General features: G+C 49.9%; 16 protein-coding genes. 7 read left to right on the top strand and 9 right to left on the bottom strand.

Going from position 1 to position 14,762, the window contains the following annotated elements; all coding sequences use genetic code 11:
- The first annotated feature begins 106 nt into the window (after nucleotides 1–106).
- From ACO0LD_RS23465 to ACO0LD_RS23450, 4 genes are all read left to right on the top strand, one after another.
- Nucleotides 107–406 (top strand): putative quinol monooxygenase, encoded by a 300-nt coding sequence (locus tag ACO0LD_RS23465; RefSeq protein WP_423010596.1) that lies wholly within the window; start codon nucleotides 107–109, stop codon nucleotides 404–406.
- A 98-nt stretch (nucleotides 407–504) separates the two neighbouring features.
- Nucleotides 505–1,746: an ectonucleotide pyrophosphatase/phosphodiesterase gene (locus ACO0LD_RS23460; RefSeq protein ID WP_423010595.1), complete on the top strand. Its 1,242-nt coding sequence runs from the start codon at nucleotides 505–507 to the stop codon at nucleotides 1,744–1,746.
- A 702-nt stretch (nucleotides 1,747–2,448) separates the two neighbouring features.
- Nucleotides 2,449–3,453 (top strand): ferritin-like domain-containing protein, encoded by a 1,005-nt coding sequence (locus ACO0LD_RS23455; RefSeq protein ID WP_423010594.1) that lies wholly within the window; start codon nucleotides 2,449–2,451, stop codon nucleotides 3,451–3,453.
- Between the two features lie 16 nt (nucleotides 3,454–3,469).
- Nucleotides 3,470–5,347, top strand: coding sequence for a hypothetical protein (locus ACO0LD_RS23450; protein ID WP_423010593.1), 1,878 nt, complete (start codon nucleotides 3,470–3,472; stop codon nucleotides 5,345–5,347).
- Nucleotides 5,348–5,421: 74 nt separating this feature from the next.
- Here the strand turns inward: ACO0LD_RS23450 and ACO0LD_RS23445 are convergent, their stop codons facing one another.
- The gene (locus tag ACO0LD_RS23445; RefSeq protein WP_423010592.1) at nucleotides 5,422–5,913 is read right to left on the bottom strand and encodes a DUF3060 domain-containing protein; all 492 of its coding nucleotides are present in this window, start codon (nucleotides 5,911–5,913) and stop codon (nucleotides 5,422–5,424) included.
- 227 nt (nucleotides 5,914–6,140) lie between these two features.
- Nucleotides 6,141–6,638 (bottom strand): GNAT family N-acetyltransferase, encoded by a 498-nt coding sequence (locus ACO0LD_RS23440; RefSeq protein WP_423010591.1) that lies wholly within the window; start codon nucleotides 6,636–6,638, stop codon nucleotides 6,141–6,143.
- Between the two features lie 90 nt (nucleotides 6,639–6,728).
- Here ACO0LD_RS23440 and ACO0LD_RS23435 point away from each other — a divergent pair, with 90 nt between their 5' ends.
- Nucleotides 6,729–7,649: a LysR family transcriptional regulator gene (locus ACO0LD_RS23435; RefSeq protein ID WP_423010710.1), complete on the top strand. Its 921-nt coding sequence runs from the start codon at nucleotides 6,729–6,731 to the stop codon at nucleotides 7,647–7,649.
- A gap of 813 nt (nucleotides 7,650–8,462) precedes the next feature.
- On the opposite strand, the gene aroQ is transcribed toward ACO0LD_RS23435, so the two are convergent.
- From aroQ to ACO0LD_RS23415, 4 genes are all read right to left on the bottom strand, one after another.
- Complete coding sequence (gene aroQ / locus ACO0LD_RS23430; protein WP_423010590.1) at nucleotides 8,463–9,095, bottom strand: gamma subclass chorismate mutase AroQ; 633 nt, start codon at nucleotides 9,093–9,095, stop codon at nucleotides 8,463–8,465.
- A gap of 210 nt (nucleotides 9,096–9,305) precedes the next feature.
- The gene (locus ACO0LD_RS23425) at nucleotides 9,306–9,896 is read right to left on the bottom strand and encodes a DUF2812 domain-containing protein (protein WP_423010589.1); all 591 of its coding nucleotides are present in this window, start codon (nucleotides 9,894–9,896) and stop codon (nucleotides 9,306–9,308) included.
- 57 nt (nucleotides 9,897–9,953) lie between these two features.
- Nucleotides 9,954–10,550: a DUF2812 domain-containing protein gene (locus ACO0LD_RS23420; protein WP_423010588.1), complete on the bottom strand. Its 597-nt coding sequence runs from the start codon at nucleotides 10,548–10,550 to the stop codon at nucleotides 9,954–9,956.
- Nucleotides 10,547–10,888 carry a PadR family transcriptional regulator gene (locus ACO0LD_RS23415; protein WP_423010587.1) on the bottom strand — a complete coding sequence of 114 codons (342 nt, stop codon included), beginning with the start codon at nucleotides 10,886–10,888 and terminating at the stop codon, nucleotides 10,547–10,549. The genes ACO0LD_RS23420 and ACO0LD_RS23415 overlap by 4 nt, the downstream gene beginning before the upstream one ends.
- A 432-nt stretch (nucleotides 10,889–11,320) precedes the next feature.
- Between ACO0LD_RS23415 and ACO0LD_RS23410 the strand changes: the two genes are divergently transcribed.
- Both ACO0LD_RS23410 and ACO0LD_RS23405 read left to right on the top strand, forming a co-directional pair.
- Entirely contained in the window at nucleotides 11,321–11,995 is a 675-nt protein-coding gene (locus ACO0LD_RS23410; RefSeq protein ID WP_423010586.1) for a hypothetical protein, read from the top strand.
- Nucleotides 11,992–12,555, top strand: coding sequence for a hypothetical protein (locus tag ACO0LD_RS23405; protein ID WP_423010585.1), 564 nt, complete (start codon nucleotides 11,992–11,994; stop codon nucleotides 12,553–12,555). Before ACO0LD_RS23410 ends, ACO0LD_RS23405 begins: the two co-directional genes overlap by 4 nt.
- A 128-nt stretch (nucleotides 12,556–12,683) precedes the next feature.
- Here the strand turns inward: ACO0LD_RS23405 and ACO0LD_RS23400 are convergent, their stop codons facing one another.
- The 3 genes from ACO0LD_RS23400 to ACO0LD_RS23390 form a co-directional block, all read right to left on the bottom strand.
- Nucleotides 12,684–13,022 carry a hypothetical protein gene (locus ACO0LD_RS23400; protein ID WP_423010584.1) on the bottom strand — a complete coding sequence of 113 codons (339 nt, stop codon included), beginning with the start codon at nucleotides 13,020–13,022 and terminating at the stop codon, nucleotides 12,684–12,686.
- Nucleotides 13,023–13,742: 720 nt separating this feature from the next.
- The gene (locus ACO0LD_RS23395) at nucleotides 13,743–13,952 is read right to left on the bottom strand and encodes a hypothetical protein (RefSeq protein WP_423010583.1); all 210 of its coding nucleotides are present in this window, start codon (nucleotides 13,950–13,952) and stop codon (nucleotides 13,743–13,745) included.
- Nucleotides 13,952–14,762, bottom strand: an 811-nt coding sequence (locus ACO0LD_RS23390; protein ID WP_423010582.1) for an RHS repeat domain-containing protein, incomplete at its 5' end; no start/stop codon positions are given. The genes ACO0LD_RS23390 and ACO0LD_RS23395, both read right to left, overlap by 1 nt.

Genomic DNA, 14,762 nt, shown 5'->3' with positions numbered 1-14,762 from the left:
TGCCCGCTTTTGTAGGGTGCGCCATGCGCACCACATCGATCTATGTGTGCTGGTGCGCACGGCGCACCCTACTTCCCCCAACACAAAAACATAGAACGGAAACCACATGTCGGAACAACTCAAGCTCGTCATCCTTATCCAAACCAAACCTGGCCGCGCTGCTGAACAAATCGCCGCCTTCACCAGGCTGGCACCACTGGTGCGAGCCGAAGCTGGCTGTCTGCAATACGAGATGCATCCCGTCGCTGGTGATGAAGACAAATTCGTCCTGATTGAAACCTGGACATCCAAAGCAGCACTGGATGTCCACGATGCCATGCCTTATATGATAGAAGCCGATGCTAACAGCCCAAGCTTCCGCGCCGGGCCAGCGACTGTACTGTTTTTAGGGCCAGTCATCGCGTAGTAAACTACTTAGGCCACTTAAAGTAGCGTGCGTTCTCACGCGCCAGGTGCAATGTATTGCGCCCTGCGATTAAATATTGCTCACACCAAGAGTTACCCATGATGAAACCATCTTACACAAAAGCCCTGAGCTGCGGCTTGCTGGGCCTGGCAATTGCTGGCTGCTCGTCCACGCAATTGCAATCCACTAGCACTGATAATTATCGCCCCGTCATCCTGATATCGATAGATGGCTTCAAGCCTGAATACCTGGCGCGCGGTGTGACTCCCACGCTGAATGCACTGGCGGCTGACGGTGTGCGTACCGATGCCATGCGCCCTTCATTCCCCTCCATCACCTTCCCCAATCACTACACCCTGGTAACAGGCCTACGCCCCGATCATCACGGCATCGTTGGCAACACCATGGAAGACAGCAAGATACCGGGCGTGCGCTTCAAACTCAGCAATAAAGAAGCCGTGCTCGACAGGCGCTGGTGGGATGGGGCTGAACCAGTCTGGGTCACAGCAGAAAAAAACAAGGTAAAAACCGGCATCATGTTCTGGCCCGGCTCAGAAGCGGCCATACAAGGCATACGCCCCACCGAATACCGTACTTTTGATGACAAGCTGGCACCCGCAGTGCGGGTCGACACCATGCTGGGCTGGCTGGATAAACCCGCAGCAGACCGCCCCGGATTTTTGACTGTGTATTTTGACCAGGTAGATCACGCAGGCCATGACTTTGGCCCGGACAACAAAGAAGTCACCGATGCCGCCGCCGGTGTGGATGCGGCCATCGCCCGTCTGACCGATGGTTTGCGCGCACGCAATATCAAGGCCAATGTGGTCATTGTCTCTGACCACGGCATGGCCGCAACCAGCCCTGAGCGGACCATACTACTCGACCAGATTGCCGACCCGGCCAGCTATGAAGTCGTCAACTATGGCAGCTATGCGGGCATCAATCCAAAAGCCGGGCAAGAGGAGGTAGTCGCCAAAGCATTGCTGAAACCCCACGAACATATGCAGTGCTGGAAAAAAGAAAACATACCAGAACGTTTTCATTTCGGGCAAAACGCCCGCGTCCAGCGCTTCGTCTGCTCAGCCAGTGTAGGCTGGCTGGTGGTGCCAGATGCCAAGGCCGCAGCCAAGGCAAACAAGGGTTCACATGGTTACGATAACCTGTCCAAAGAAATGCAGGCCCTGTTCATCGCCAATGGCCCTGCCTTCAAGAAGGCAACCGTGTTGCCACCGTTTGACAATGTAAATGTGTACCCACTGCTGATGAAGCTGATCAAGGTGCCCGCCTTGGCATCGGATGGGAAAATTGATGCTACACAGGCGGCATTGGCTGAATAAGCTTATGATGTCCATTACACTTGCCAGTCAATACTGAGTAAGCTGGGGTACAAGGAACCGGATAAGAATTCTTGTCCGGTTCCCGTCGCGGTGCGCATTACAGCGCACCACCTTCACGCCATAGAGTACATATGCCAGTCAGGGTAATTAGCGTCTGCTTCCAGATGGTTTGTCGTCTGCAACAAATAATTCACCGAAATCTTCCCTCACTGCTTTTCCCTTCTCACATGGCCAACTCAGGCCAACTCAAGCCAACTCAAATAAATCTCGCCACATGTCTCATTAATGCAAATTTGACAAAATACTCACTCCTAAACTATTATCATATAGTAAATTCAAATTATTAATTCATTTGACTTCTGTAGCCGCCGCAAACAGGGGAACACTTCCAATTGAACAACATGGTGATGCAATCTGGCACTGTTCGACACTGCCCCCATGTCCCGTTCACACTGTTTGCAAATATCATTCCGCCCTCTTTCACAGGTAAGGCGGAGTCATTTCTGGCTATAAGTGCGGCTAGTACGGCTTCAGTATTACCTGCAACCTGATTCACCGGTTGCAGGACAAACCAGGGATTGCCAGCAGGCACTCTTTCCTTACGTCAATGTCTCAATGCAGCAATTCACTTCTTATTGAGGAGAACGGCAATATGAATACGCAATTGACTCTTGCTCACCACACTGCCTGCGGAGGGCAAGCATGATACGCTTACAACTATCCCCCATCACCACCGTGCAACAGGCACAAGCCATGCTGCAAACAGCGATCAATGTTGAATTTGGTACGCTGCCGCCGTATCTGTATGCGCAACTGACGATACTGCCAGGTACCAATGCACCTGCTGCTGCGCGTCTGCGGTCCATCACGCACCAGGAAATGATCCATCTATGCCTGGCGGCCAATATCCTCAATGCCCTGGGTGGCAGCCCCAAGCTGCAGCCGCCCAAATACCCTGGCCCGCTGCCTGGCGATATCGGCCACGACGGCAAGGTGCTGACCCTGCATATACTGCCATTTGGCAAACCTGCGATGCAGCAAGGCATGAATATAGAAATTCCGGTAGACCCAATAGAATTCCCACAACTGGAACTGGCGGCATCACCAACCAAGGCCGTCACCATAGGCCAGTTTTATGATGCTCTGGATGCGTATTTAAAAACCCTGCCCGCCACAGCCTGGCAGGCAAATCGCAACCAGATTGACGACAAACAATTCTTCCCTGGTCAGTTATTTGCGGTGAACAATTATGCAGATGCGCACAAGGCCATACAAGTCATCGTCTCAGAAGGTGAAGGTGCCAGTACCAGCCCGCTGGACTTCAGCAATGAACTCGCTCACTTCTACCGCTTTGAAGAAATCTTCCGCAACCAGGTACTGACCGCCAGTGATTCGCCACAAGGTTTTTCCTGGGGGGCGCCGTTGGGTGTGGATTATGCCAAGGTCTTTCCGGCGATTGCCGATCCGCAAGTACATGATTTTTCCAAAGAACCCGCCGCCGCCAGAATGGCACAGGATGCCTGTAACAAGGCCTATAGCGCCATGGTCGATGCACTGAACCTGGCCCTGAATGGTGATGCGGCACAACTAGGCATCGCCGTGCGCAAGATGTTTGATTTGCGCATGGCGGCCATCGAGGCTTTGCACGCGCCGCTAAACGACAAGCACAAAGTCGCCGGGCCAGCCTTTATCTACAAAAAAATCTGAATCGGGAGAGAACAGCATGAGTATCCTGCAAACGCCACGCATCCACTTCAAGGGGCAAATTTCATGGGACCCCATCGTTACCAACAACTACGCCAATTTTTATAATGAAGATAATGCACAAACCGCATTGACACCAACTGAGACCATGCAACAATTTCGCGAGAGTGCGATTGAATCTGTCAAGAGCCCCGGTGGTGGTAACTGGAACCCGCATGGCACGCACCGGGTTCAATTTTTCAATACCTCTGTCTCCAGCGTTGACCTGGGCAAAGGCCCGGTAACGACAGACAAGCTCTGCGGTGCACCCGCCAAGCTGAGTGCCATGCTGGTAGACCTGGAACCCTATGGGGCTTGCACTTCGCAATTATTCTTTGACGGCATCAGCTTTGGCATAGATGGCGGCTGCCGCATTGCTGCACCATGCAAACAGCGCTTTACAGCGCGCTATATCAACTTCCAGCGCAACGCAGAAGGCATCATTGCCGGTGTCGCCTCAGTCAACTGGCAGACTTCTTTCCCCAAACAGGGCTTACACATAGACGCCCATAAGAGCGCAGCACTGGCCGCCTTACAGCTAGCCCTGCAGGACAGTGATGCACAAGGTCTCGTCGTCAGCTTCAATGCCTACTGTACTGTTTATTTTGATGACCCCGGCCTGGCCACTGCAGATGACGCAGCAACGGACGCTCAATTCCAGTTATTGCGTGACAAACTGATCAAAGGCGGCTTCCAGCCCAACCCTGCCCGCAGCCAGGTAGTAGGCACCATCGGCGTCTGGCGCAAGGACGAGCCCATGCATGAACCGGGTGACCGCGCCCTCTTGCCAGTTAATGGCGCCAAAACCTTCGTCGCTGCCGCTCAAGCACGTCAGGGCAAGGGCATCATGAGTGTGGACTTATCCAATAGCGTCAGCGAAACCGGGATGGACCTGAAGAAAGAAGACCTGGGCACATTGCAGCTCTTCCTCACCGGCAAGAAAGACGCTATTGCCAGCATCAACTATGACAAATATGACCGTGCCGCCTATGAGGCAGGGGCTGGCATAGTCACTTTCGACATTAGCAAGACCAACCCGGCTGACATAGAAAAAGGCCAGCTCGAATTGCACAGCTCCAAATATGGTTTGCTACTGCAGGAAAGCGTGTTGCGCCTGATACCGCAAACGCCAAACATGTATCTCGACCAGGGCCCTGCGGGCAATGTTAAATTCCAGCTATATGCACGCGGCAAACCCTTGCATCAGGTGAGCGATGTCACCCTGTTTCAGTTATATGTCCGTGCCAGAGGAGCCCCTGTCAAAAAGGATCCTGCCCCAAAAAACCTGAAAACCGATGCACAAGGCGTGCTGAACGTCAGCGCCGATGCCAGCGTGGGTAACGTTTATGCCTATGTCCCTGTCCCCGGCAAGAATGCACCAGCACTGACTCAGGGGCTGGACACCCAAACCAATACCTATGCCTATGTGCGCGTACTTCCCGCAGACACAGCCATCGCAGCCATGGCACCGAGCTGGGCAAATGTCTATAAATACGTACTGATCAACTGGAATGCCATGGCACCCTGCATGGACAACTGGCTGGACCTGGCCAACCCGGCACAGGTACATCAATACGCCAACATCCTGCGCCGCCTGACTGCACCTGCCGCATTTGAAACTTATTTATTCATGCCAGTGACCCGCGACATGACGGCAGGACAGCGTAGTTTGCTGTACAAGTTTTTGGATAAACCTTTGACAGCCCTCACTGCTGCGGAACAAGCCGATCTGGCAGAGAAAGCGCCAGCCATGGCATTCAAAGCAGTGCAAAAACCAGAAGCAGCCGATACTGAAGAAGTTGTCTTACCGCACTTTACCCAGCTCAGTCGTTCATTACGTAGTCTGGATAACGAGTAAAAAAAAAGGGTGTGGATAGAACCTGCATTATCCACACCCTCCCACACCCTTTCATGCACAATCAACGACATTAACTAGTTTGCAGAATTTTGCTTGCTGATCTGGTTATCATTACCCGAACTCTGCACTTGCGGTTTTTGCCCATGCAAAGCCTGCGCCCATCTGACCTGATTGTCATTGCCCATGACCTGCACTTTACCCAGTTGTTCTATCGTGACCTGGTTCTCGTTGCCATTCACATTCACTTGCGGGCAAGCCCCACCAAGACTAATTTGATTACCATTGCCTTGTATGCTCACTGGCTGCCCATTGCATTGCGTGCTCGTGCTCATATCATTACCAACGATGCGGCCACCATCTGCGCGTGCGACTGGCTTGCCACCGGTATTGCCCTGCGTCGCATTCACGCTCACACCCGGTGTCTTGACACTCACGTTCGCATTGGAACCGGTATCCTGGTTGGTCTTGACGCTAATACCCGGTAAATTGACCGACACATCCCCCGCATAAGCGCTGGTGCCTGCCAACAAAAAGACCGTCAATAAATGCTTTTGAATTTTCATCATCCTGCCTTTATTCATCTCAAAAATTGATCAACCAATTTTGCTCTGCCATACATATCGCTACTATTTGCCGCTATTCGTGACTATTCGTGACTATTCGCGAATACTCACTTTGCAGAGAAAATGGATTCAGGCCCTGCAACGAAACACCATCACTGCATATATTCAACCCGAACAAGGCAGGATGCTACCATAATGACAATGGCACCCTGGAAAACCAGGCATGAAGCTCAGGCCGCAGCAGCGTCATTGCCTGCCGCAAATGCCTGCAAACCCTCACCCGCCAGGCGATAACGCACCCACTCATCCTGCGGTTGCGCACCTATCGATAAATAAAACTGTATCGCCGGCTCATTCCAGTCCAGCACGCTCCACTCCAGACGGCCACAACCACTCTCGACCGCAAGCTGCGCCAGATGCCGCAACAGCGCCTTGCCAGCCCCACTGCCTCGTTGGACCGGCGAGATATACAAGTCTTCCAGATACATGCCCTTGCGCCCCAGCCAGGTTGAATAGCTGAGAAAGTAAATTGCATAACCGACTGGCACGTCATCCATGCTGCAAATCAAACCACGTGCCGGACTGTCAGCCGCAAACAGGCTTTGTTTTACATCATCCACACTGGCAATGACTTCATGCTCTGCCCTCTCATAAATTGCCAGCTCGGTGATATAGGCATGGATCAGGGCTGCATCGTCAGTGCGAGCGGAGCGAATTTGTATGCTCATGGTATTCCTTTAAAACACATTATTTGCCACATCCTAACAAGCCAGCCTACAATGCGGCAAGTGCAATTACTTCAGACTATCATGCAAGATATGCATCTTGACCTGCGCAAGCTTGATTTTAATCTCTTGCTGGTATTTAACGCCCTGTATCAACAACGTTCAGTCACCGCCGCCGCGCATGAGCTGGCACTCAGCCCGTCTGCTCTCAGCCACGCACTGGCAAGACTGCGCCAGGCGCTCAGTGATGAATTATTTGTGCGGCTTGACAACCAGATGCAACCCACCCTGCGGGCAGACCAGATCGCCGTCCCCATCAGCACGGCGCTAGCGCAATTAGCTACCGGGCTCAGTCTCAGGCAATGCTTTGATCCAGCCACCAGTCAACGCAATTTCGTCATCTCCGCCAGCGACTATACCGCCTTCGCCATCTTGCCACGCCTGATCAGCAGGCTGCAGCAAGTCGCGCCCCATATCACCCTGCGCATCATCAGCACCAGCCAAAAAATCGCCATCGCCGAGCTGGCCGCAGGCCACATCGACTTCGCCCTCGGCTACGATGAAGAACGCACTCCCCTGCCCGCAGGCCTGGAAGAATTTGACTGGCTGCAAGACGACTACGTCGCCATCGCCAGCCAGCACCATCCACTGATCAAACGCAAGCTGACGCTCAAGACTTATCTGCAAGCACGCCATGTCGTCGTCACCCCCTGGAACGAAAGTCGCGGCGTCATCGACTACGTCCTCGACGGCATGGCCCTGCAAAGACAGGTGGCAGTACAACTACCCAATGTACTGGTCGCCCCCTTCATCATCGCCAGCAGCGAACTCATCATGACCCTGCCCCGCCATGCCGCCACCACCCTGGCACAAGCCGCAGGCATCGCCATCTACCCCGCACCCTTTGCGATACCACCCTATACTTTGAAAGTCTATAGCCACAGCAAGTATGCGCGTAGCGACGCGCATTTGTGGTTGAGAGGGGTGATGATGGAAGTGGCGGCGGATGCGTGATAGTCATAGCTGTTTTCAATGCCACAATTCAGCTACGCCAATTCAATCTGTGCAAAGTAAATATTCAAGCATCGCCGTGACGTAGGACGCATTGCAATGCGTCGCAAGTTTTTCGGAAAAATAATTTTTTCTAACATAAGGCAAGCAGATGTGAGCAACAATATGGAACTTGATTGGCGTGGCAAATATATCAGTAACTATCCGTTCACCGCAGGTATTCTGAACGGAAACACTCCTGAAAAGTAATACGCTGTCAACGAACAGGCAATCGAAAAAAACAAAGAAAAAAGAACAAACTTTTTAAGCACATCTACTTTATTTGATTTCAAAAGTAGATAAATAGCAAAAATTTGCAGTGGGGTAAAAATTAAAAAGAACATCAGAAATATCATTGCATTCTGCGTTTTTTTGTAAAACTCAGAATCTGGAGTCATTTCATTTAAAATTGTTTTCGCGCTTTCAGGATTAAAAGAAGCGAAAACAAAGAAGCAGAATATAAAATAAAGAAATAATCCAATTGCTTTAGCAAATTTATGCATTGCGTCCTTTTTTGTTACCGTCTCTGCTGAAAATAAGATTCATTTTATATTTCCATGAGCTCATGCTCGCGGCCCTTAAAAAACAGTGAAGTAGGGCGCATTGCAATGCGCCGCATGAAAGGTCAACTTTCCGAGCGTTATATTTGTACCGTGCATCACATACATACGGCGCAATATATTGCACCCTACGATTATCCCTTTGCCAAATTCGCCGTGATCGAAAAATCTGACGCACGCTTGCATTTGATACAGCAAGAGTACGAATACCTGCACATTACTCTGCCACATTACTCAACATCTTAATAGCATGCTGCCACGCCGTCGCGTATCCTGGTACATTAGGCGGCACCCCCGCTCGCAAGCTCGCATCAGTCGCAGTCAATTCAACAGCCTGTCGACCATCTTTTCCTTGCAACACAGCTTGTGCCTCAGCCAGTGCCATCAATAACTCTACCGTCAGCTTATCCAGCGCCGGGCGGATTGCTGTCTTCAGGTCAGGTGGATTGTCAAACGGGGCCTGCGACCTGCTTGCCCATCCATCGAACAAAGCCGTCTGTATCATTTTGCCAGCTACAATCTGGGCATTAAAAAAATCTTGAGCAAGTTTGGGTGCCAGGCCATATTGAGGTGCCTGCTTCGCCAGTGCATCCAGTATCTGCTGTTCACGCACGGGGTCATCAATAGCCGCTTTGGCATTCCACTTATACATGGCCACATCTTGCGCCAGGCTCAGGCGTTGCTGCATCAGGCTGAGCAAGCGAAGCAACCGGGGGTCGCTGGCATTCTGCGCCTGGGCGGGATGTGATAGCGACAAGGCAGCACATGCCAAAATCACATACAGCAAGTATTGCAGCATGGTTTTTTGGACAGTATGCAGTGATACAGCAGTAAAAGAATGACGTGTCATCAGTAATCGCAGGTTTATTTTTGAAGATATATACCGCCATTGTAATGCGACTGGCTTTGTGCCAAGGATCAAGGTTCGCCTGGCCTTAAACAACACTTCACAGTTCGAACATCCCATACGACGCAAGACCTGTTAATTTGCAGAACAAGGATGTGGCAATTGCATATGGCTCAAATCGAACAATTATTTCATTCTCATTCACTATTTTCTTTAGCCTTTCCAGGCTTGGAAAAATTGCCCAACTCTTAACAAACGCCGCATGCGCAAATAAATCCGTATGGACGCATAAGAAAAGTAGAGGCAAGTAGGCATGACAATACCGCACAAATAAATATACGCCAGCGCACCATGATCCCAGAGATTAAGCATGCTTTGAGGATAGATTGCAGTGGGCAGAAACATCAAATTCCAAATACACATGACCAGCAAGAGTCGCTGGTATTTACTTCTTTTAGAACTGGAATCGGTATAAATTTCTGGCACTTTTCCATTGCGTACAGGCATGCGCCAATATTGCCAGCCTGACGCCTGAAGCACATGCTCCCAACCGGCATCGCTAATGAGCTGTTGATAGTTAACATCTGGCTCCAGAGTCTTTACGTAGCTCCAATTGAAATTGGACACATAGTCAAGGCGATAAACAATATCAGCAGGCTCACCCTGCACAAAACTATAGATACCGAAGAAGCTGCGCGCTTTCAAATGCAAGCCCTGGCTAGCCATTTCTTGCAACCATTGCTGCTCCTCTTCATCTTCCCAAGACCAGAAGCATTTGAATTTTTTGATCAGTTGCCCGTCCATTGTTTCTCCATCACTCTGTTATATGCGATGATTGCGATCACCACGTCGTTGACACCATTAGTGCCGCAACTGCCTGATGCGCAAATAGATGCGCGCCATGGCATACGCCATGTACAAAGCTGCAGGCACAGCTATTCCATAGACGATGGTATAAGCCAGGCTACCATCGCCCAAGGTGTGCAGCATGGATCGCGGGTTACTGAGAAGAGTAATACAAATGCAAATCCAAAAAGTCAGACCCAGCATGCGTCGCTTGTATTTCATTTGTTTTGAAGCTGCATCCGTATAAATTTCTGGCTGCCTGCCCTGTTTGCCCTGTTTGCCCTGTTTGCCATGTTTGCCATTAGTCGCCGCCATGCGCCAATACTGCCAGCCAGATGCCGCCAGCACATGCTCCCATCCTGCGTCGATCAGCAACTGACGGTAGCTGCCATCTGGTTCGACGACGTTTGCTGCACCCCATCTGGTATCAGAGACATAATCAAGGCGATAGGTAATATCAGCAGGCACACCCTGTACAAAACTGTAGAGGCCAAACAGATTGCGCCCATGCAAATGCAAACCCTGACGGGCCATTTCTTGCAGCCACTGCTGCTCCTTCTCATCCTCCCATGACCAGAAACATTTGAATTTTTTGATCAAAATCTCGCTCACTTTGCCTCTCCCGTTTTTAATTTTGGCAGTGCCAATCGCGCGTTACGGAACATGATTTCCAGACGACGGATATGCTCGGCCAGCACCAACCGCCCCTTGTCGCTGAGTTGATAATACTTGCGCCGCTCTTCTTCCTTTACCTTGCTGATCAAACCCTGTTTTTCCAAAGTCGCAAACGCGCCATACAGAGTGCCAGGGCCAATGACGACATTGCCCTCGCTGATGTCATCCACCTTTTGCATGATGGCATAGCCGTGCAAAGGCTCAGTCAGCACCAGCAGCACGTAGAAGGTCGCCTCTGACAGTGGCAAGTATTTTGAATAATTAATTTCTTCCATCCGCGCCTTTCAGGCTTGCTGATTTGTTGATGTCGCTCAGCCTATATCGGGCGATGCTACATCGCTTAACGATATATCGACTATCGATATAGTATCAGACGAAATTTGAATGTCAATAAAATTATTTTCAGTGACATGAGTCGTTTGATGTCATGAATAGGCACGCAGTATTTCTGGGACGGCTGGCCATTTTCTGAACCAAAGAAGTTTGCCCAAACGCTCTCGCTGCAAAGTTTCTTTACAGCGAAATTTGCCGCAATGTACAGCTACCTTACAGCCGCCTGTTCATTCGAAAAAATAATATTCTTTAAAAACAGCAACTTAGAATATTTATTGAATTGGCATGCCCATTGCATAGTTCAGGGCACGAGTCTGGATTGCGAATTCCTTTCAGGCATCCGGGTCCCGACCATCTATTTATAAGAGACAAGCATGATGAGCACCATTACCAGCAGAACGACCGATGACGGGGTTCGCATATACAGCAGGCTTTTGCTCCAGTGCTATGACATCCTGATTTACCGCCTGTTGGCACCTTATGTCTGGCGCTGCAAGAGCAGGTATTTTGCCGACCTCTATCACCTCATGATGTCGCGCAATCACGCGGATATTGGCGTTGGTACTGGCTATTTTCTGGACCGCTGTCACTACCAGCCAGGTGAGGTGCGCATAGGTTTGTTCGATTTGCAGCAAAACTGCCTGAATTTTACCGCCGCAAGAATTGCGCGCTTCCAGCCAGAAACTTATCTCTGCAATGCACTGGAACCAATGCCAACCTCTGCCGCCCGCTTCGACTCAATTGCGCTGGGTGGAATTCTGCACTGCATCCCTGGTGACATGCTTCAAAAAGGCGCGGTGTTTGATGCCATCAGGCCGCTGATGCATGCCGGCACTCAGGTGTTCGGTTACACCATTCTGAATCAGGACATTACAAAAACCATGCTCAGCCGCTGCGTTTATGCAGTGTTGCACAGGCTCAAAGTGATCAATGGTGATCAGGGTTCGGCGGGTCAATTGAAGTCAGCATTAGAAAAGCGATTCCAGAACGTTGAAGTCAGCACCGTCGGATGCATAGCATTGTTTAGCGCAAGTACCCCGTTTAAATGAAGCAGGCATTTTCAAATAACATAAATCAACAAGCGAGAAAAATCATGAAACAGCAAACTACCAGCAGCGCAGTGACCAGCAGCATCATTAAGGCGAATAAAGCCGATGTCTGGCAAAAAGTGGGCTTTTATGAGCATGTCAAAAAACCGGCATCGTGGTTGTTAAAATTAAGCCTGCCGGTGCCGCAGGAAGTCGAAGGCAAGTATGCGGCAGTAGGCGATACCTGCCGCTGCAAATATAGTGATGGTGGATACCTGACCAAAAGAATTACCAATATTGTCGATCAAAGCCGTATCGAGTTTGAGATTATCGAGCAGAGTATCCGTTATAAAGACACGATCAAACTATTGGGCGGGTATATAGAAGTGGAACAGATTGACGGTGGGCAGAGTATCGTTCGCATGCTTACCTACTATGACAACCGCATTGCCCCAAGGCTGATTTCATCTTACTTTATTGAAAAAGTGATCAAGACCATGCATGAGTTTGTTATCGCGGATATGCAATTGCAATTGGAAAATACGGCTCACGGCAGCAGCTCTGCTTATGCAAAAGTATAAACCTGGTCTCTGCTATCGACCAGCTTCCATGAGATGGACTGGTCAATAGTCAGAGTAGCCTGAAAAGCGTTGCTGAATAAGGCGCGAGTATCCACACGCCCCGGTTTTTTCAGATTAGTTTTCACAGATTAAATATGATTATTTGCAAGCAGCTTAGTAGCTTCTTCAATTGCCCAATTTAATTCTTCCTGCAGGTTTGCCTCTTTGGCGATGTCGTTTAACATGAGCAGGACGGTGTCATCTGGCATGCGCGGTTCTGGTCTATCGCCTATGCCACGCAAGCACTGGAAGATACGGTGGAAACATTCGTTGATGGCGCGGTATTCGTGGTCTTCATGCTGGGCATGCAAGTCATGCAAGCTATATTTGCCACGAATCTGCATCGAAAAATAAAAACCAGTATTGATAAAAAACTGCAGGCGTTCTGCGATGTTAAGACGGGAAAGGAGATTACCCATGATGTTCATGTCTTATTTTGTGCATTCCAATTACCTGAGCATATCATCAGCGTTTCCTGGGTCTGCGCTTTTTCGAGCGTGAATCATTTGCGAGCAGGGGTTTGCAAACGGGGGATTGGATCACAGGCTATCAGAATTGATTGGACACACAGTATTTGCCATCACCAGCCTTGTTTTACAATGAGTCGTCTGCAATGCGAGCCACAAGGGGTTGGAACCGGAACCGGTAGCCACAGATCTGCCCATCACTTGGACGCAACGCGGTACTGAGATGCTTCTGGAGTAGCTGTGCTAATGGGCGAAATCCAGGTTTATGTTTCGCTAGATCCACATGGGTGACTGGTGCGATTCACGCAACCACACGTTGAAGCAAAAGGCACGACGGCATTTTGAAACAAGCATGTGGTGGCGTTATAAATCTGATCGCGGTGTGTTGCGAGTATGTTGTTCGACTACTTGACTACCGGGGGCTAATGGGTGACCCCGGCTTTGTGACCCCGGCTTTGCATGGGTGACTGGTGCGATTCACGCCACCACACGTTGAAGCAAAAGGCACGACGGCATTTTGAAACAAGCGTGTGGTGGCGTGGTAAATATGATCGCGGTGTGTTGCGATGACTACAGGGAGCGGTACACCCAAGCCATGTCTCCGATTACACTTCGTTAATCGGAGCTACGCGGGCTAATGGTTGACCTCATCTTTCCCGCAGACATCTTTTATTTTCATGATTATAAATCATCTTTATCAATCAAATCATCATTAGCTTTTTTCTCATCTCCTGAACGTACTTGTTCTGACCTAGAAAACAGAAACACTAAAACCGCGATCCCTATGACAGACAAATCCACCCAAAATGGAGTCCAAGGAAATAATAATTTGTAGGCCCCAACAAGGATCACTCCAACCCATAGAAGCGCAATTTTTACGTTAGGATTCATTATTTCTTACATTCACATGTGTGAAATAAATGTTCAATTGCAGTAGGCAAGAATGCGGCTGTGGTAAGTGGACTTTTCCATATTTTTGCTACAACGCCAGCTGATTGAGCAGCCACCCTGCCGAAAGTACTTGTTGCAGTAGCGGCACCTGCACTCGCTGCTGATTCAACTCCACCAGCAATAAAGTTACCTCCTTTAACACCGCCTACTTTACCGCCAATCCCCATCGCAAGAAGGCACGGCCAACTATAAGTTTTATATTGAATTATATACGGTCCTTGCAATCCAGCAGCAGTCATAGCCATAACACATGAAGTATCCCCTGGCTGACAATATCCCCCCCCAACAGCTAAAGTGATCGGATACTTACATTGATCTTTGGGGCAAGGCTCAGATTTTTCAAAAGGATCAAAATTCGATCCAGTTGTTGCACTGATCAGATCCGAGGCCCAATCTAAACCTTTAGGGTCAGTCCTTACAATTGGATTATTCTCCGTATATGTGTAAGTATTCATCCCGCCTCTTAGACCGATCGGATCAGACTCCACATACCTTCCAATGGTCGGATCGTAATCCCTGAAGTAGTTATAGTGCAGATTTGTCTCTACATCAAAGTACTGCCCCGGAAACCGCTGATTAAACACGAACTTTGTTTGTTGACTGGCTGGCTGCTCATTCGGCAGCGTCTCCCCAAACGGCGCACTATCCCAACGCCAGACTTCTGTTCCTGTCGCGTCCGTAATCACCCTCGGTGTATTGAGATGATCCGCATGAATATCATACGCCTTCGGTGTATTGGCCGTCACTGCG

Origin of the sequence: Undibacterium sp. Ji83W (assembly GCF_049340385.1) — a bacterium.
In the GTDB taxonomy this organism is placed as follows: Bacteria; Pseudomonadota; Gammaproteobacteria; order Burkholderiales; family Burkholderiaceae_D; genus Undibacterium.
Note: the sequence above shows the minus strand (reverse complement) of the source record. Positions and strands in the feature narration are given on the sequence as shown.

Bases quoted from the DNA above. Each gene is read 5' to 3' on its own strand.
- ACO0LD_RS23405 (WP_423010585.1), top strand. From the start codon at position 11,992: ATGAAGCAGGCATTTTCAAATAACATAAATCAACAAGCGAGAAAAATC.
- ACO0LD_RS23415 (WP_423010587.1), bottom strand. From the start codon at position 10,888: ATGGAAGAAATTAATTATTCAAAATACTTGCCACTGTCAGAGGCGACC.
- ACO0LD_RS23440 (WP_423010591.1), bottom strand. From the start codon at position 6,638: ATGAGCATACAAATTCGCTCCGCTCGCACTGACGATGCAGCCCTGATC.
- ACO0LD_RS23395 (WP_423010583.1), bottom strand. From the start codon at position 13,952: ATGAATCCTAACGTAAAAATTGCGCTTCTATGGGTTGGAGTGATCCTT.
- ACO0LD_RS23460 (WP_423010595.1), top strand. From the start codon at position 505: ATGATGAAACCATCTTACACAAAAGCCCTGAGCTGCGGCTTGCTGGGC.
- aroQ (WP_423010590.1), bottom strand. From the start codon at position 9,095: ATGACACGTCATTCTTTTACTGCTGTATCACTGCATACTGTCCAAAAA.
- ACO0LD_RS23465 (WP_423010596.1), top strand. From the start codon at position 107: ATGTCGGAACAACTCAAGCTCGTCATCCTTATCCAAACCAAACCTGGC.
- ACO0LD_RS23455 (WP_423010594.1), top strand. From the start codon at position 2,449: ATGATACGCTTACAACTATCCCCCATCACCACCGTGCAACAGGCACAA.
- ACO0LD_RS23445 (WP_423010592.1), bottom strand. From the start codon at position 5,913: ATGATGAAAATTCAAAAGCATTTATTGACGGTCTTTTTGTTGGCAGGC.
- ACO0LD_RS23400 (WP_423010584.1), bottom strand. From the start codon at position 13,022: ATGAACATCATGGGTAATCTCCTTTCCCGTCTTAACATCGCAGAACGC.
- ACO0LD_RS23425 (WP_423010589.1), bottom strand. From the start codon at position 9,896: ATGGACGGGCAACTGATCAAAAAATTCAAATGCTTCTGGTCTTGGGAA.
- ACO0LD_RS23450 (WP_423010593.1), top strand. From the start codon at position 3,470: ATGAGTATCCTGCAAACGCCACGCATCCACTTCAAGGGGCAAATTTCA.
- ACO0LD_RS23435 (WP_423010710.1), top strand. From the start codon at position 6,729: ATGCATCTTGACCTGCGCAAGCTTGATTTTAATCTCTTGCTGGTATTT.
- ACO0LD_RS23410 (WP_423010586.1), top strand. From the start codon at position 11,321: ATGATGAGCACCATTACCAGCAGAACGACCGATGACGGGGTTCGCATA.